We start from the raw sequence: 15,887 nt of genomic DNA on the forward strand, positions 1-15,887 counted from the left end.
GCCCCGCCGCCCGAGACGATGCGAGCGCCGCGCCGGGTGGCGTCGCCGGACCTGCTCGACCAGCTGATGGCGGCGAAGTCGGCTGCGCTGGAAATCCGCCCCGAACCTGCCGAGCCGCAAGTCAGCGCCGAGGACCTGGCGGAGCGGCGCGAGCGGGTGGACCGCGTGCTGCGCGCCATTCTTGCACAACCTGACGCGGGCTTCCGCGTGATCGGGGTGCTCTACCAGGAGTTTGTCGTGCGCTGCCGCATCGAGGGCCTCGCCTCGGTCGTGCCTGATCTGCCCGCCTTCCGCCGCATGTTGACGCGCGCCCGTGCCGGGCTGGGGGCCGAAACCAGCGAGGACGATGTGTGGCGCGACGTCTCGGTGCGCGCTTCGCTGCTGCCGGAGGACATGCAAGGCGTGTTCATGATGATCGCGCGCGCGGCGAAGGAGGGCTGGCCATGCCCGAGCGATGGCGCGATCGCCCGTGCCTACGGCTCGCACTCCATGCGCCGCGCCCGGCGGCTGCTCACCTATATCGAGGAGCAGGGCCTCATCGTCTGCCAGCTCGACGGCACGGGAAAGCGCACCGTGACGCTGGTCGAACTCGCCTGGGCAACGGCGCCCGGCGATCCCAATGCCGAGGGGGCGGAGCAGGGAAGCCTGGCATTGTGAGGGCATCCAACGCGGCCGTGGCTGCAGTGCGACCTCATCGGCGAACGCTGATCCGCTGGTTCTCGATGGCGGACCTAGCGGCGGTCGGCATCGCCTCGCTGGCGCTTGCGCGGTCCCCGGCAAGCGGCGGCGGGTTGCCGGTGCAGGGAACCCGCGGCTCGATCCTTGCCGGGCTCGGCGTGGCGCTGGTCAATCATCGTATCTGAAGCTTGCTTGCAGGCGGCGGTGCGAAGGCGATGCCGATGAGGTCGCTGGTCGGCGTCTGATGAGGTCAGCACCGCACGACGCCGCCGCCCTTACTGGACCGTGATGACACCGTCGACCGCCCGCCATTCCGATGGGGTGATGAGCCGGTGATGCGCGATGTGAACGGAGTGAAGCGGCCCTTCCAATTCGCGCTCCCAATAGGAGAGAAATCCCTTGAGTTCGGGGAATTCCGGCGCCAGGTCGTAGTCCTGCCAGACATAAAGCTGCAGCAGGCTCCGATGGTCAGGCAGATGGTAATGGATTTGTGCGGTGGTCAGGCCATAGCCCTCCATCTGGAGGCGGAACTCCTTGCTGACGTTTGCGATCATTCATGTCTCCTTTCGGCGGCAGCGGTGGCCGTAATGGCGAAAAAATCTTTCGGCCCATCAATGTGCGCCGTCGGCAAACAACTCCTTCAGAGGGTGAGCGGTTCCGGCGCCCGCGATGGTACTGGCCGCGGATATTTTTGCCGGATCGAGGCGGGAATTCAAGCGTCAGCTCTTAACGCAGAGCGAATAAGACCGCAATAACAGCAGGTTGGAACTCCACCAGCGTGAGTGCTAAAATTTTCTGGCCGACCTCTTGAAACCGAAAAAAGGGAAAACTAGCTCGATATGCGCGCGCGATGCCTGCCAAAGGGTCGCCGCATTCCGCAGCGGCCCGAATTGCCGGTCCGGTGTGGAGGAAGCTGAAAACCTGTTTGTCCCAAGAGGAGAACGACATGGCGTTCCGTCCATTGCATGACCGTATCCTGGTCCGCCGCATCGAGGCCGAGGAAAAGACCTCCGGCGGCATCATCATTCCCGATACCGCCAAGGAAAAACCGCAGGAAGGCGAAGTCATCGCCGTCGGTCCAGGCGCGCGCGACGACAGCGGCAAACTGGCCGAACTGGATGTCAGGGTGGGTGACCGTATCCTTTTCGGCAAATGGTCCGGCACGGAGATCAAGCTCAAGGGCGAGGATCTGCTCATCATGAAGGAAAGCGACGTGATGGGCGTGATCGAGCAGACAGCGCAAGTGAAGAAGGCCGCCTGACGGCTTCTTCGAAAAACCACCAGTCAACGAATGCTGCCTAGAGATAGAGGAGTGATCCAATGGCTGCCAAAGAGGTAAAATTCCATACCGAAGCGCGCGAGAAGATGCTGCGCGGCGTCGATATCCTGGCAAATGCGGTGAAGGTGACGCTCGGCCCCAAGGGGCGCAATGTCGTCATCGAAAAGTCGTTCGGCGCGCCGCGCATCACCAAGGATGGCGTCACCGTGGCCAAGGAAATCGAGCTCGAGGACAAGTTCGAGAACATGGGCGCGCAGATGGTGCGCGAAGTCGCTTCCAAGACCAATGACCTTGCCGGCGACGGCACCACCACCGCGACCGTCCTGGCCCAGGCGATCGTCAAGGAGGGTGCCAAGGCCGTTGCCTCGGGCATGAACCCGATGGACCTGAAGCGCGGCATCGACAAGGCGGTGGACGCTGTCGTCGCCGAGCTGAAGGCCAACGCCCGCAAGGTGACCCGCAACGACGAGATCGCGCAGGTCGGCACCATCTCCGCCAATGGCGACGCCGAGATCGGCCGCTTCCTCGCCGAAGCGATGGAGAAGGTCGGCAATGAAGGCGTCATCACGGTGGAGGAAGCCAAGACCGCCGAGACCGAGTTGGAAGTCGTCGAAGGCATGCAGTTCGATCGCGGCTACCTCTCGCCCTATTTCGTCACCAACCAGGACAAGATGCGCGTCGAACTCGACGAGCCCTACGTGCTGATCCATGAAAAGAAACTAGCCAACCTGCAGGCACTGCTTCCGGTGCTGGAAGCGGTGGTCCAGTCGGGCAAGCCGCTGCTGATCATCGCCGAGGATGTCGAGGGCGAGGCGCTGGCGACGCTGGTGGTCAACAAGCTGCGCGGCGGCCTCAAGGTCGCGGCCGTCAAGGCGCCGGGCTTCGGCGACCGCCGCAAGGCCATGCTGGAAGACATCGCCATCCTCACCGGCGGCACCGCGATCTCCGAGGATCTCGGCATCAAGCTCGAGAACGTGACGCTGGAGATGCTGGGCCGCGCCAAGAAAGTGGTGATCGAAAAGGAAAACACCACCATTGTCGACGGCGTCGGGCGCAAGGAGGAAATCCAGGGCAGAGTCGCGCAGATCAAGGCCCAGATCGAGGAGACCACCTCCGACTATGACCGCGAGAAACTGCAGGAGCGGCTGGCCAAGCTCGCCGGCGGTGTCGCGGTGATCCGCGTCGGCGGCTCGACCGAGGTCGAGGTCAAGGAACGCAAGGACCGCGTCGACGATGCCTTGCACGCCACCCGCGCGGCCGTCGAGGAAGGCGTGCTGCCCGGCGGCGGCGTCGCGCTGCTTCGGGCCGCCAAGGCGCTCGATGCGGTCCAGACGGCCAATGCCGACCAGAAGACCGGTGTCGAGATCGTGCGCCGCGCCATCGAGACGCCGGTCCGCCAGATCGCGGAAAATGCCGGCGCGGAAGGCTCGATCATCGTCGGCAAGCTGCGCGAGACCAGCGAATTCGGCTGGGGCTGGAACGCTCAGACCAACGAGTTCGGCGATCTCTATGGCCAGGGCGTGATCGACCCGGCCAAGGTGGTGCGCACCGCGCTGCAGGATGCGGCATCGGTCGCCGGCCTGCTGGTGACCACCGAGGCAATGGTGGCCGAGAAGCCGAAGAAGGAAGCCGCCAGCCCGGCAATGCCCGCCGGCGCCGGCATGGACTTCTGAGGTCCGACCAGTCCGCCCGCTCCCGGACAGGGGGCGGGCATCGGTTGAAGGGAGAGAGATATGGATGCACTTGCTGACCTTGGGGCCGTGCCCGCGCCGACACTTCAGGCAAAGGAGTTCCTGGCCTATGAAAGCGAATGCCGCGCGGCGCTGAAGCCGCTGCTGGCGGAACTGCTCGACAGAGCCGAAGCCGCCGGCTGGAAGCGGCGGACCGTTGCCGCGACGCTGATGTTCCTGGCCGCGCAACAGGTGTCGGAGGCGTCCGAGGCATCGGCCGGCGGCTGAGCGCCGACATCCAGTCCCATTAACCCTTACGCGGCGGGCCTCGCCCTTCCGGTGTTTGGCTCGCACAATCGAGAGGAGGCACAAGCCATGAATCGCTGGCAGTTTGAAGAACCGGTGACCATTCTGGTCGGAATGGGCTTTCCGAGGAAGATCGAAAGCGTGATGGAAGCCTACGTGCTGTTGCAGGAATGGCCGGCCGCCAGCCGCAACAGCGCTCATGCCGTCGCCCTCAATGCCTGCAAGGCGGGCATCGCCGGTGAGATCGACCCGGAGACGGTGCGCGCGACGCTGGTCACCTTCGCACGCCGCAACGACATATTGCTGCCGGACATGGTTTCGCCGGCCTCTGCGATGGACAATGCGCTGCAGGCGGGGGGAGGCGGCAGGTCCGTCTGATCTTTGGTGATCCGCCTCGCGGCCGCGACGGGCGCCGAGCCCGCGGGAACCAAGCGATGGCCATCGGGTTGAATCAGCCCTGGGCTCCCCAAGCGAGGCGACGTCATGAGCATCCTGCAAAGCATCAAGAAAGTGGCGGAACAGGTGACCGGTGCCGCAAGACCGGACAGTCGACAGGCGGCCGACCTTGTCAGGCCGCGAAAAGCGAACGAGTTCAGGTTTGGCGACGATGGCCTGGTGCCCAATCACCCGTCGTGGCCGCTGGTCGTCTATCGCGGCGCGGTCAGATTGCCGGAAGACTTCGATCCCGCGGCCGTGATAGAGGAGCTTTTCTCGGCCAATGGCTGGGGGAACAGCTGGCGCAACGGCATCTACGACTATGTCCACTACCATTCGCGCATCCACGAAGTGCTCGGCGTGGCCCGTGGCACGGCGAAAGTCCGGTTTGGCGGCAAGAAGGGCCGAACGCTGGCGCTGAAGGCCGGCGATGTCGCGGTCCTTCCGGCCGGCACCGGGCACCAGCGCATCTCCGCCTCCGACGACTTTCTCGTCGTTGGCGCCTATCCGCCGTCCGGCACCTATGACGAATGCACGACCACCGCCGACCACGTCAAGGCGGTGGTGACGATCCCCAAGGTCGGCCGTCCGCGCAAGGACCCCGTCTATGGAAGCAAGGGCCCGCTGTTGGCGGCGTGGAAAAAGGATTGAGTACGCCGAAAGCCAAAGAGAGCAAAGCTTGCCGACGCAAGCCCTGCCTCGCAACGATCCACCGGCGGATCCCAGCATGGTCCATCATTCCGGTGGAACGCTCTCGGGCATTGGAGGTTGGTAGCCGTCGAGTGCTTTATCAACGGACTGGAAAACGGAGAGAGCCCGTCTTCGGTTGACGCCGGGGCGGGTTCTTTTTTGTCTGAGCTTCTCGGGATTGATGCGCGCGGGATCCGGCATGCCAGGCGCGATGTTGGGAGCAAAACCTGGAGAGAGCCGGTGGTGAAGAGATCGCGCCTGCCTCGGAGGCGGACAGACGACTGCCATACCGTCTACATTCCGTAGGTCAGGGCAACATAGATCGCCGGGATAAGCGTCAGGCAGATCGCCATTCCCACGACAACCGCGATGGCCAAGCGCTCGGTTCGCCTGACAAGATCGACAATGTTGGCGTCCTCACTCAAACAGACGGGCAGGGCCGAGGGGATTTCCGGTGCCTGAACATCATTGTCATTTGCAGGGCGATTGTCGTCGCGGATGCTCGGTCTGTGGGCTGATGTCACTGCTTGCCTCGCTCTCAGAATATCCGGCGGTCGAGCTGGATTCGGCGATGATGGATGATTGGCCGCGTGCTCCCGCGCGAGACCTAACGTATCGGCAAGATTTGGGTTGCCGCATAAGACCTCAGTCTTGCCGCCTATAAGACCTAAGCCTTGCCCGGGAACGCAATGCAGCGGGAGCCGTTGCTGACCGGTGACAACTCAAAGAATAGNCTATAAGACCTAAGCCTTGCCCGGGAACGCAATGCAGCGGGAGCCGTTGCTGACCGGTGACAACTCAAAGAATAGGAGAGGAGAAAGTCATGGCTGACGGTCCAACTGTTGTTAATTCTGGAGGTGGCGGCGGCACTGCGGTCGCTATTGTTCTTGCGATAATCGCCATCGTTGTCTTGCTGATATTTACCGGCGTCATCAACATCGGTGGCGGCGGCGGGAAGGACATCAACGTGAAGGTTGAGGCGCCAAAGGTGGAAGCTCCGGCCACTTCAGCGCCCGCGAAGCCCGCCGCACCTGCCAATGGCGGCTGATTGGCTGCGGCAGAGGCCAGAATTGTTCTGGCCTCTGAGAATGTTTCTTAGTTCACAAAAGGACTTGTCATGAAAAGATATCTTGTCGGCGCTGTCGCGGCCCTCGCGCTTGCGGCTGGAATTGGTGCTTCCTTCGCGGGAGACGTCGTGATTCTGAAGCCTGAGCAGCAGACGGTTGTCCGCGAATATATCCACAAGCAAAAACTCGCATCAGTCAGCCTGCTCGGCGTCGAACTCAACGTCGGCTCCGCTCTCCCTGACACTGTCGAGCTCCATACAATCGACGTTCCCGACGTCAGATACAAATACACCGTTGTCGGGGACCATGCGGTCCTGGTGGACCCCGATACACGCAGGGTCGTGCAGATCATCGAGTGATGCTGGTAGGTGGCCCCTGGTCAACGGGGGCGGCCCGCCGTGCCGCGAATGGGCGCGGCGGGCTTTCTAAACGGAGCCACTTTAATGCCTGTGAACACCGTCGAAACCGTTCACACGGCCGTGCGATCTTCAACAGGACCCTTGCCCAACACCCGCCGGTCGTGCGGACAAACGGGCGGCGTCATCCCTTGCCGCGGGTCAGTCGCTCAAGCGCATCGACGATCAGGTCGCAGAATTTTGGATGGTCTAGTCTCATCGCCACGGTATGGCGGAAGTCGACCTGCTCGCTCGCGGTGCCGCCAAAATGGTGCATCCCGCCCATCTGCTCGAAATTGCAGACCGTCATCCCCTTGGTCCACCGCCCGGCGATTTCGACGCGGATATCGGCCTTCTCGGTGGTGAAGACGGTCGGGTCGATCATGGCCGCGACGCAGCAGGCGTCGTGGACGGCGGGATACTCGATCTGCAGGAGGCCGCCATGTGTGGTCGCTATGAATTCCCAGATATCGAGGACGAACTTGGCTATCGGGCCGCCAACGGCGCGTACCCTGTTTTGCAGGTCCGGAGTGGCCAGCGCCTGGTGCGTGAGGTCGAGGCCGACCATGGTGACGTTCCAATCAGCGCGGAACACGACGTCCGCCGCCTCCGGGTCGCCATAGACGTTGAACTCCGCCGCTGGCGTGATGTTGCCGCGCGTGTACGCTCCACCCATCGCGACGACGCCCTTCACCCGCCCGATGATGCGTGGTTCCTTGCGAATGGCGAGCGCGATGTTGGTGTAGGGACCGACCGGCACCAGCGTGATGGTTTTCGGCTCGTGTGCCATGACAGTGTCGATGATGAAGTCGACGGCATGCCGCTTATCGAGTTCGAACGAGGCAGGCGGCAGGACGGGGCCGTCGAGCCCGGTATCGCCATGGATTTCGACGGCCAGCACCTGGTCGCCGATGAGCGGGCCGGCTGAGCCCTTCGCCACCGGCACCTTGATGCCATAGGCAGTGCAGACGGCCAGAGCATTGCGCGTGGTGTTCTCGACATTGTGGTTTCCCGAAACCGTCGTGATGCCGAGAAGGTCGATAATCGGGTTTCCCGCCGCAAGCAGGATGGCAATGGCGTCGTCGTGCCCAGGATCACAGTCCAGGATGATCTTTTCCATGATTTCATCTCCCTTGTCGGCGGAGCCTGTGGCTGCCCCGCGCCAATAGTCGGCCGCGCCTACTTGTCCTCGACAATGCGCAGATATGCCGCCGTCACGAACAGGACGATCAACCCGAACAGGATCCTTCTCGCTCCCTCCGGCATTTGCAAAATCGTCAGCAGCGTCGTCAGCACCGTCAAGATCAGCGCGCCGATGACGGTGCCGGTATAGCCGCCGCGGCCGCCGAAGATAGAGGTGCCGCCGATGACGGCGGCGGCGACCGAGGGCAGCACCAGCGGTTCGGCGAGCGACAGCGATGGCGCCTTGATCAGGCCGATATAGAGCAAGCCGGTGATGCCGGCGAGCACGCTGGAGGTGACGTAAAGCGCCGTCATGACCTGCCAGTATCGCACGCCCGACAGGCGCGTCGCGCGCTCATTGTCGCCGACGGCGTAGAGCAGGCGGCCGAAGCCGGTGCGGGCGAGCGTGAAGACGATGAGGGCCGCCAGCGGCAAGAAGAGCAGCAAGGCGTTGGGCAAGGCAAAGCCGAGCATGGGGGTCACACCGGTGCCGAGCCAGGCGAGGAAATCGGGAATTTTTGCGCCCGACGCGATCACCGTCCGCTGGTAGACCTGCAGGCAGCCGGTGCCGATCAGGCTGGTGCCCAGCGTCATGATCAGCGGATGGACACGGAAGACGCCGACGCCGATGCCGTTGACGAGGCCGATCAGCACCGCCGGCATCATCGCCAGGAGGAAGGCCACCGCCGGGTCCTGGCTGACGATCTGGGTTGCCATGATGAAGGCGCTCATCGTCGCCACCGTGCCGACCGAAAGGTCGATGCCGCCGGTCAACATGGTCATGGTCTGGCAGCCGGCGAGGATCGCCAGCGGAATGGCGAATTTGATGGTGTTGGCGATCCAGCGCTCGTTGACGATGCCGGGGCGCAGGATCTGCAGGATCATCACCAGGATGACCAGCAGGATGATCAGCGGGATGAGAGGCCGATCGGCCATGAAGCGTTTTACGCGGCGGCCGAAGGGGACCGGCGCGGGCGTGATCGCGGTGGTGCTCATGGGGTGGCTCCTGCTCGCGAGGAGGTGTTCTGGAAGGATGGTGCTCTACGGCGCCGTAGAGCGCTGCGGGGGAGTTTCATAATTGGCGACCTCGCATCGTGATGAAGGCGCCGAACATCACCACGGCGACCATGATCAGGCCTTCTATGATGGCGGTGACGTTGGGGTCGATGGCGAGCAAGGTGAGATCCGTGCGCACCAGCCGCAGCACGAAGACGGCGACGATGGGGCCGAGCAGGCCGCCCTTGCCGCCGCCGAGCGCCACGCCGCCCAGCACGACCGCGGCGACGCTGGCCAGCAGATAGGGGCCGGGGATAGGCGCGCCGATGCCTGTGCTCAAGGTCAGCGCCAACCCGCCCATGGCCGCGAACAGGCCTGACAGCGCGTAGGCGATGACCCTGGTGCGGGCGACAGGCACGCCGCTGCGGAACGCCGCCAGTTCGCTGGAGCCGATGGCGTAGATGGAAAGGCCGAGGCGCGACCGCCGAAGCGGTATCCACACGATGCAGAGGCAGACGATCAGCACCAGCAGCGCCTTGGGCAGCCACGCGTCGACGGCGTCGGGCAGGCCCGGTATCGGCGCGGTGCCCGAGATCAGCGCCTTCAGCCATTCGGCCGCCGCGCCGCCCGGGGCGCCGAGCACCAGAAGGGCCGCACCTTGCAGCACGAACAGCATGGCCAGCGTGACGACGATGTCCGGCACGCGGGTGACGACGATGAGCAGGCCGTTGAGCGCGCCGAGCACGAACCCCATGGCGAGCACGAAAGGCACCACGAACAGCGCGTATTCCTCGCTCGCGCCCGCCATCATCGAGGCGGCGGTGACGCTGGTCAACGCCATCATGGCGGCGACCGAGAGGTCGATGCCGCCGGCGATGACGACGACCGTCTGCGCGGCGACGGCAAAGGCGTAGGGCAGCACGGCCCGCGCCAGCGAGCCGAAATCGCCACTGCCATAGGCCGGCTGGATGATTTTGGTGGCGATGAACAGGATGACGAGAAGGGCGAACAGGCCTGTTACCCAGCCCTGCCGGCGCAGGAAATGGCTCATGGCGTTGCCTCCGGCGCCTCGGAAGCATTCGCCGTGGGTACGGCCAAAATACCGATATCCGCCTTGACGCCGCGCGGCAGGCCGTAGGCGGCGCGCATCAGCGTCGGCTCGTCGGCCTCCTCGACGGGGAAAATATCGACCAGGCGGCCGCCGAAGATGACGATGACGCGGTCGCAGACACGCTGCACTTCTTCCAGTTCGGAGGTGTAGAACAGAACCGACTTGCCGTTGCCGGCGAGCTCGCGCAGCAGACGATAGATCTCCTGCTTGGTGCCGACATCGATGCCGCGCGTCGGGTCGAAACACAAGATTGTGCGCGCGTCGGCCGCGATCCAGCGGGCGATGGTGACCTTTTGCTGGTTGCCGCCGGACAGCCGCTGCACCTCGCCTTGCGCGCGGGTGTCGATCTGCAGGCGCTGGATGGCGCTCGCCACGGTGGCGCGCTCCTTGCGCATACGAATAGGCCCCCAGTTGCGCAAGGCGGCGCTGAAGGGGAGCGCAATATTCTCGCGCACCGAGCGCTGCATGGCGAGCGCCTCCGAACGGTCGCCCGGCACATAGGCGATCCCCGATCGGATGGCGTCGATCGGGTGGGCGAATTTCACCGGGCTGCCGTCGACCTCGATCGTGCCGCCCGATGGTTTGATCGAGCCGGCAAGGGCGGCGAACAGTTCGTCCTGGCCCTGGCCTTCCAGCGCCACGACGCCGGCCACCTCGCCATCGCGGAGATCGAAGGAGACATCGCTGAGCTTGGTCCCGACGCGCAGGTTTCTCACGGCGATGCGCGGGCGGGCAGGGGCGCGGGCCTTTTCGCTGGCGCTCCGGGCGGCGACATGGGTCTTGACGATGCGAGTGCCGAGCATCAGCTCGACGATCTTTTCCTCAACGCCCGGCACGATGTCGACGACGCCGACGGTCGCGCCGTCGCGCAGCACCGTGGCGCGGTCGCAAAGGGCCGAGATTTCGACGAAGCGGTGGGAGATGAAGATCACGGCGCGGCCGGCGTCGCCCTGGCGGCGCACCACTTCCAGCACCTTTTCGGCGAGGTTGGCGGGCAGTGCCGCCGTCATCTCGTCGAGCAGCAGCACGTCGGGCTCGACGGCCAGCGCCCGCGCCAGGTCGAGCACGCGCAGGATGGCGAGCGGGATGTCGCGCGCGGTGTCGCGCAGGTCGAGGTCCGGTATGCCGAGCTCGCGCACCCAGGCGCGGAACGGCTCGACCGGCGTGCCGGTCAGCCGCAGATTGGACAGCACGTCGAGATCGGGGATCAGCGACGGCTCCTGATAGACGGGCAGCAGCCCGGCCCGGCGCGCGGCGGCCGGCGAGCGTATGTCGCGCGCATCGCCACGGATCAGGATGCGTCCGGCATTGGCTGATATCGCGCCGGTCAGGATCTTCACAAGCGTCGACTTGCCGGCCCCATTGGCACCCATCAGCGCATGCACCTCGCCCGGCAGCACGGAGAGCGATGCGTCGCGGAGAGCCGCGACCGCGCCGTAGTTCTTGGCGACGCCTGACGCGTCGAGGAGGGGGGCGGTGGTCAAATCGGATGGTTCTCGGTTTCTGTGGTGAAATCCTGGCGAACGTCGGCGCCGCCCCTCACTGTCCTGCTGGACATCTCTCCCCGTATGACGGGGAGAGAGAAGCTGTTGCGGCGCCGTGCAGGCAGGTGAGGGACGGCGCCAACGGAGGGTCCGCTGGCGAAGCCAGCCTTACTCGCCCGGGCCCTTGCAGGCGACGATCTGCTCCTTGGTGTAGGTCGTCCACTCCGGGATCATGATCGAGACCGGCCATTCGGGGCTCAGCGACGGGTCGGCGGCGGCTTTCAGCTTGGCCTTGCCTTCCTCGGTGGCATTCTCCCACAGCTGCGGGTCGACCAGCACGGTCTGCTGCGCCGGCTTCTTGCCGTCGAGGATCTGCAGCGCCAGCGTCACGCCGGCACCGCCGATCGAGCCGGGGTTGGTGACGGCGGCACCCAAGAGGCCCTTGACCGAGCTCAGCTGGCCGACGAAGCCGGCATTGTCGGCGCCGACCACGGGCACCAGCGGCGCCTGCGATTCGACCAGCGCGTCGACGATGACGTTATCGATGCCCGACGTCCACACGCCGTTGAACGGCGTGCCGGTGGCCAGGAACGACAGCATCTGCTGCTTGGCCTGATCCTGCTGCCAGCCGGTGAAGACCTCCTGCGCCACCTTCACGTCGGGGAATTCGGCCAGTGCCTTCTTGAAGCCTTTGTCGCGATCGCTATCGGCCGAAGCGCCCGCCGCGCCGCGCATATAAAACACCTCGCCCTTGCCGCCCATCTGCTGGAACAGCCATTTGGCACCGAGATACGCATACTGCTCCTGGTTGTTGGAAATGATGTAAGCCGACGGCTCGGTGACCGCCTGGTCGACGGCGACGACGACGATGCCGGCCTTGGTGGCTTCTTCCAGGCCGGCCTTGATGCCGGCCGGGTCGGCGGGGTTGACGACGATGGCGTCGACCTTGGCGCTGATCAGGTTGCGGATGTCTTCCAACTGGCCGGCGGCATCGGTGTTGCGGTGGGCGATGTTGAGCTTGGTCACTTCGCCGGAGGCGAGCGCCTGCGCCTTCATGGCGCAAACCATTTCCTCGCGCCAGCCATTGCCCTGCACGGTGTTGGAAATGCCGATCGTGTATTTGCCGGCAGCGGACGACGCGCCCACCGAGGCCAGCAGCGCCGCGCTAGCAAGCAGCGGGACCATGGTCAGATATTTCTTCATTTCAGTCTTCCTCCACATTGTTTTTCAGTTCAGTTTCAACCCGTTAAGCCGCGCCACTCACAATCAGAGTCAAGTGGCCCGCTTTGCCGTCACTTGACGAAGGGGCGCAGCACGTCGCGGGCGAGCAGAAAGCCCCGCTTCACTTGCTCGTCGCTGCCTTCAAAGCGCCTGTCCTCGTGTTCGATGATGACCGATCCGTCATAACCAGCGCGGTAAAGACCCGAGAAGAAGCCGCTCCAGTCGACATCCCCCAGCCCCGGCATGCGAGGCACCTGCCAGCCTATCCCCGCCGAAAGGGTTCCGCGCTCGTACAAACCATCATGATCAATCATCAGGTCCTTGGCGTGGACATGCAGCATATAGGGGCCGAATTCCCGGATGAAGCGGGCCTGGTCGATCATCTGCCAGACCAGATGCGAGGGGTCGAAATTCATGCCGACCTCGCCGCCCCAGGCTTCCAGGATGCGGCGCCAGATCTGCGGCGAATAGGCGATGTTGTGCCCGCCCGGCCATTCGTCATGGCTGAAGATCATCGGGCAGTTTTCGAAGGCGAGTTTTACCCCGTGGTCGCGTGCGTGGGCGACGATTTCCGGCCAGACTTTCAGCGCGTCCTGCCAGTTGACGTCGACTGTCTTGGAGGCATCGCCGCCGCAGAAGGTGTTGACCACGGGAACGCCCATGTTGGCGGCCAGGACGATCACCTTTTTCAGGTGGCCGATGACCGCCTCGCGATGGGCGGCATCAGGGTGCAGCGGGTTGGGGTAATAACCGAGGCCGGAAACCGTGAGGTTCTTTTCCGCCAGCGAGGCAACGATTTCTTTCGCCCGCGAGGCCGAAGTGCCATCAGCATCGATATGGCTGGTGCCGGCATAGCGGCGGGTCGCGCTGGAGGTTTTCGGCCAGCAGGCGATTTCCAGTGCCTCGAAGCCGACAGAGCTTGCCCAGCCGGCGACCTCGCCAAGCGGCGTGTCCGCGAACGGTGCGGTGAGCAGTCCAAGTTTCATCATGCCTCCCTGACCGCGAACCCGCGATCGATACCTATAATGCCGATTGTTTGGATCGCTTCAACCTCGCGACCTCGTCTTGTTCGAGACTATGACGGACTGCCGCCATCGGATCGCCCGAAAGCAGTTCGCCAAGCGCCAATGTGACGGCCTGCCGGAACGTCTCGTTCGCGGCAAGGCCCGGGTCGAATATCGTGTCGATGGCCAGGATGGCGGAAGCCAGCCCCCGCGCATCGTGGCCGGTTTCGTCCGCAATCGCGGCGACCATGCCGGCATAGGGATCCGACACTGGCCAGCGCTTGCCGAAGCCTGCCGAGGACAGGATCAGATAAGCCATCCAGCCGGCGACCGGCACCGACAGCAGGCCGATGCCGGCCCCCAGGTTCAGGCGGTCGCGGATCGGGTTGAGCAGGCGCTGCACGATTTTTTGCGAGCCGTCGGTGGCGATCTGGTGGTTGCGATGGCGGATCGCGGTGTTCTTCAACCGGTCAAGGCTCTGCTCGACATACGCCGATGGGTTCATTCCAGCCACCGGCATCAGTGTCGGCAGGGTTTGCTCGACCAGCATGCGCCTGACAAAGAGCGAAAGCAGCGGGTCGGCGATGGCATCCGACGTGTGTTCGAGGCCGGCCAGTACGCCGAGCGTGGCGAGTGTCGTCTGGGCGCCGTTCAGCACTCGCATCTTGAGGTGCTCGAACGGGGTGACGTCATCGACGAAGGTAGCGCCGGCCAGGTCCCAGCCTGGCATGCGGCCGGCGAATTTTTTCTCGATCACCCATTGCCGGAAGGGTTCGCCGACGGCGACCGCGCCATCACGATAGCCATAGCGCTGTTCGACGCTGTCGAGGTCTTGCCGGGTCACCGCCGGCGCGATGCGATCGACCATGGCCGAGGGGAAGGCGGCATTGGCCGCGATCCAGTCGGCCAGGCCATTGCCGCGCCGTTCGGCAAAGCTCCGCACGACATTTTCCAGGATGCTGCCGTTGGTCGGAATATTGTCACAGGAGAGCAGCGTCAGCTTCCGGGCATGCGTGGCCCTACGTTGCTCCAGCGCCCGCGTGAGGATGCCGGGCACGCTGCGCGGCGCTTCCGGGTTAGCCAGGTCATGGACGACGTCGGGATGATCGAGGTCGAGCGCGCCAGTCGAGGGGACGTGGCAATAGCCTTTTTCGGTCACCGTCATCGTCACCAGCTCGATGTCCGCGGAGACGAGCACCTCGAGCGCCGGTGCGGCGCTGTCCTGGCTGTCGACCACCTTCACAATGCTGCCGATGACGCGTGCCTCGACATGGCCGTTCTCGCGGATCAGCCTTGTGTAGAGGCCGTCTTGCCGGCCAAGCGTCTCGGCCAGGGCGGGCGGGCGAATGTTGATGCCGACGATACCCCAGCGGTCGAACCGGCGCGAAAGCAGGTCGTCGGTGTATTCGGCCTGGTGACAGCGATGGAATGCGCCGACGCCCAGATGCGCCATGCCTGGTGAGAGCGCCGCGCGGTCGTATGACGGCTTTTGCACGGCTGCGGGGAGCCGCTCCAGCAGTCCGGGCCCGAGCCTTTCGATAGCGTTCACCGGTTCGCCCCGACCACCGACTGTTCCTGGTCGATCACCGCGCCGGTCATCGGCCCGGCCGCGTCGGAAAGCAGGAACACGGCGAGATTGGCGATATCGTCCGGCTTGAGCAGTCGACCGAAGGGCTGCGCGGCATTGGCCGCGTCGAGCCATCCCGGGCCATTGCCCAGCGTCCGCGCCTGCATGATGCGTTCGGCCGGCGTGTCGGTCCAGCCGACATTGATGCCGTTGACGCGGATGCGGTCGAAGCGGTGGGCGTTCGCGGCGTTCTTGGTCAGCGTCGCCAGCGCGCCCTTGGTGGCCGAATAGACGGCGAGTTCCGGCGAGCCGCAATGGGCGTTGATCGACAGGATGTTGACGATCGCGCCGCCCTGGCCACGCTTCTTCATGTCGGCGATCGCGGCCTGCATCAGGAAGAACGGCGCACGGGCGTTGACGGCGAACAGCGCCGACCAGTCATCGAGGGTCGCGTCTCGGAAGGAGGCACGGTCGGTCAGGCCGGCGGCGTTGACCAGGCCGTCGATGCGGCCGAAGTGGTCGATGCAAGCCTGCGCCAAAAGGGCGGGCGTTTCCGGGTCTCCGAGGTCGGCGGCGACGAAGAGCGTCGGCGTACCGAGGGCCGACAGTTCCGCAGCCACGGCCTCGCCGCGCTTGCTGTCGCGCCCGCTGATCAGCAGGCCGGCAGCGCCGCAGCGCGCCAGCGTTTCGGCGATGGCACGGCCGATACCTTGCGTCGACCCGGTGACCAGCGCCACCTTGCCTTCGAGCCTGATCTCCATTCCTCCTCCCGGAACAAAGTTTCTATTTTTGAAATATGGAA

At 64.7% G+C, this 15,887-nt stretch carries 18 protein-coding genes and 1 pseudogene; 9 read left to right on the plus strand and 10 right to left on the minus strand.

Translation table 11 applies throughout. The features are described 5' to 3' along the window. Together X742_RS146720 and X742_RS1000000174160 are read left to right on the plus strand one after the other, a co-directional pair. Positions 1–657 (plus strand): annotated as a pseudogene (locus X742_RS146720) (ATP-binding protein); the annotation flags it as partial. Positions 658–722: 65 nt separating this feature from the next. After that, entirely contained in the window at positions 723–863 is a 141-nt protein-coding gene (locus tag X742_RS1000000174160; RefSeq protein WP_023773994.1) for a hypothetical protein, read from the plus strand. 90 nt (positions 864–953) lie between these two features. Here X742_RS1000000174160 and X742_RS146715 read toward each other — a convergent pair whose 3' ends face one another. Next, entirely contained in the window at positions 954–1,232 is a 279-nt protein-coding gene (locus tag X742_RS146715; RefSeq protein ID WP_023773995.1) for an usg protein, read from the minus strand. A 392-nt stretch (positions 1,233–1,624) separates the two neighbouring features. Here X742_RS146715 and X742_RS146705 point away from each other — a divergent pair, with 392 nt between their 5' ends. The 5 genes from X742_RS146705 to X742_RS146685 all read left to right on the plus strand — a co-directional run bounded on the left by X742_RS146705 (position 1,625) and on the right by X742_RS146685 (position 5,019). Continuing rightward, a complete protein-coding gene (locus tag X742_RS146705) occupies positions 1,625–1,939 on the plus strand; it encodes a co-chaperone GroES (protein ID WP_023773997.1) in 315 nt (104 codons plus the stop codon). Positions 1,940–1,998: 59 nt separating this feature from the next. Next, complete coding sequence (gene groL / locus X742_RS146700; RefSeq protein WP_023773998.1) at positions 1,999–3,630, plus strand: chaperonin GroEL; 1,632 nt, start codon at positions 1,999–2,001, stop codon at positions 3,628–3,630. Between the two features lie 60 nt (positions 3,631–3,690). Beyond that, positions 3,691–3,915, plus strand: a complete 225-nt coding sequence (locus tag X742_RS146695) for a hypothetical protein (RefSeq protein WP_023773999.1) — start codon at positions 3,691–3,693, stop codon at positions 3,913–3,915. An 87-nt stretch (positions 3,916–4,002) separates the two neighbouring features. Further along, positions 4,003–4,311 (plus strand): DUF982 domain-containing protein, encoded by a 309-nt coding sequence (locus tag X742_RS146690; protein WP_023774000.1) that lies wholly within the window; start codon positions 4,003–4,005, stop codon positions 4,309–4,311. A 105-nt stretch (positions 4,312–4,416) separates the two neighbouring features. After that, complete coding sequence (locus X742_RS146685; protein ID WP_023774001.1) at positions 4,417–5,019, plus strand: cupin domain-containing protein; 603 nt, start codon at positions 4,417–4,419, stop codon at positions 5,017–5,019. Positions 5,020–5,351: 332 nt separating this feature from the next. Here X742_RS146685 and X742_RS146680 read toward each other — a convergent pair whose 3' ends face one another. Continuing rightward, on the minus strand, positions 5,352–5,582 hold the full coding sequence (locus tag X742_RS146680) for a hypothetical protein (protein ID WP_023774002.1): 231 nt from the start codon (positions 5,580–5,582) through the stop codon (positions 5,352–5,354). A gap of 299 nt (positions 5,583–5,881) precedes the next feature. Between X742_RS146680 and X742_RS0137845 the strand changes: the two genes are divergently transcribed. Then, positions 5,882–6,106, plus strand: a complete 225-nt coding sequence (locus X742_RS0137845) for a hypothetical protein (RefSeq protein WP_023782864.1) — start codon at positions 5,882–5,884, stop codon at positions 6,104–6,106. A gap of 69 nt (positions 6,107–6,175) precedes the next feature. Continuing rightward, on the plus strand, positions 6,176–6,484 hold the full coding sequence (locus X742_RS146675) for a DUF1236 domain-containing protein (RefSeq protein WP_023774004.1): 309 nt from the start codon (positions 6,176–6,178) through the stop codon (positions 6,482–6,484). Between the two features lie 181 nt (positions 6,485–6,665). Here the strand turns inward: X742_RS146675 and X742_RS146670 are convergent, their stop codons facing one another. From X742_RS146670 to X742_RS146635, 8 genes are all read right to left on the minus strand, one after another. Then, entirely contained in the window at positions 6,666–7,640 is a 975-nt protein-coding gene (locus X742_RS146670; protein WP_023774005.1) for a nucleoside hydrolase, read from the minus strand. 59 nt (positions 7,641–7,699) lie between these two features. Continuing rightward, positions 7,700–8,698, minus strand: coding sequence for an ABC transporter permease (locus tag X742_RS146665; protein ID WP_023774006.1), 999 nt, complete (start codon positions 8,696–8,698; stop codon positions 7,700–7,702). 76 nt (positions 8,699–8,774) lie between these two features. Next, positions 8,775–9,749, minus strand: coding sequence for an ABC transporter permease (locus X742_RS146660; RefSeq protein WP_023774007.1), 975 nt, complete (start codon positions 9,747–9,749; stop codon positions 8,775–8,777). Further along, entirely contained in the window at positions 9,746–11,293 is a 1,548-nt protein-coding gene (locus X742_RS146655; protein ID WP_023774008.1) for a sugar ABC transporter ATP-binding protein, read from the minus strand. The genes X742_RS146660 and X742_RS146655 overlap by 4 nt, the downstream gene beginning before the upstream one ends. 168 nt (positions 11,294–11,461) lie before the next feature. Further along, positions 11,462–12,496, minus strand: coding sequence for an ABC transporter substrate-binding protein (locus X742_RS146650; protein ID WP_023774009.1), 1,035 nt, complete (start codon positions 12,494–12,496; stop codon positions 11,462–11,464). A gap of 89 nt (positions 12,497–12,585) precedes the next feature. Then, positions 12,586–13,500, minus strand: a complete 915-nt coding sequence (locus X742_RS146645; RefSeq protein WP_023774010.1) for a sugar phosphate isomerase/epimerase — start codon at positions 13,498–13,500, stop codon at positions 12,586–12,588. 34 nt (positions 13,501–13,534) lie between these two features. Next, positions 13,535–15,067 carry a mannitol dehydrogenase family protein gene (locus tag X742_RS146640; protein ID WP_023774011.1) on the minus strand — a complete coding sequence of 511 codons (1,533 nt, stop codon included), beginning with the start codon at positions 15,065–15,067 and terminating at the stop codon, positions 13,535–13,537. Beyond that, complete coding sequence (locus X742_RS146635) at positions 15,064–15,846, minus strand: SDR family oxidoreductase (protein ID WP_023774012.1); 783 nt, start codon at positions 15,844–15,846, stop codon at positions 15,064–15,066. The genes X742_RS146640 and X742_RS146635 overlap by 4 nt, the downstream gene beginning before the upstream one ends. Between the last annotated feature and the right edge of the window lie 41 nt (positions 15,847–15,887).

The organism is Mesorhizobium sp. LNHC229A00 (assembly GCF_000502415.1).
In the GTDB taxonomy this organism is placed as follows: Bacteria; Pseudomonadota; Alphaproteobacteria; order Rhizobiales; family Rhizobiaceae; genus Mesorhizobium.

Bases quoted from the DNA above. Each gene is read 5' to 3' on its own strand.
- X742_RS1000000174160 (WP_023773994.1), top strand. From the start codon at position 723: ATGGCGGACCTAGCGGCGGTCGGCATCGCCTCGCTGGCGCTTGCGCGG.
- X742_RS146715 (WP_023773995.1), bottom strand. From the start codon at position 1,232: ATGATCGCAAACGTCAGCAAGGAGTTCCGCCTCCAGATGGAGGGCTAT.
- X742_RS146705 (WP_023773997.1), top strand. From the start codon at position 1,625: ATGGCGTTCCGTCCATTGCATGACCGTATCCTGGTCCGCCGCATCGAG.
- groL (WP_023773998.1), top strand. From the start codon at position 1,999: ATGGCTGCCAAAGAGGTAAAATTCCATACCGAAGCGCGCGAGAAGATG.
- X742_RS146695 (WP_023773999.1), top strand. From the start codon at position 3,691: ATGGATGCACTTGCTGACCTTGGGGCCGTGCCCGCGCCGACACTTCAG.
- X742_RS146690 (WP_023774000.1), top strand. From the start codon at position 4,003: ATGAATCGCTGGCAGTTTGAAGAACCGGTGACCATTCTGGTCGGAATG.
- X742_RS146685 (WP_023774001.1), top strand. From the start codon at position 4,417: ATGAGCATCCTGCAAAGCATCAAGAAAGTGGCGGAACAGGTGACCGGT.
- X742_RS0137845 (WP_023782864.1), top strand. From the start codon at position 5,882: ATGGCTGACGGTCCAACTGTTGTTAATTCTGGAGGTGGCGGCGGCACT.
- X742_RS146675 (WP_023774004.1), top strand. From the start codon at position 6,176: ATGAAAAGATATCTTGTCGGCGCTGTCGCGGCCCTCGCGCTTGCGGCT.
- X742_RS146670 (WP_023774005.1), bottom strand. From the start codon at position 7,640: ATGGAAAAGATCATCCTGGACTGTGATCCTGGGCACGACGACGCCATT.
- X742_RS146665 (WP_023774006.1), bottom strand. From the start codon at position 8,698: ATGAGCACCACCGCGATCACGCCCGCGCCGGTCCCCTTCGGCCGCCGC.
- X742_RS146660 (WP_023774007.1), bottom strand. From the start codon at position 9,749: ATGAGCCATTTCCTGCGCCGGCAGGGCTGGGTAACAGGCCTGTTCGCC.
- X742_RS146650 (WP_023774009.1), bottom strand. From the start codon at position 12,496: ATGAAGAAATATCTGACCATGGTCCCGCTGCTTGCTAGCGCGGCGCTG.
- X742_RS146645 (WP_023774010.1), bottom strand. From the start codon at position 13,500: ATGAAACTTGGACTGCTCACCGCACCGTTCGCGGACACGCCGCTTGGC.
- X742_RS146635 (WP_023774012.1), bottom strand. From the start codon at position 15,846: ATGGAGATCAGGCTCGAAGGCAAGGTGGCGCTGGTCACCGGGTCGACG.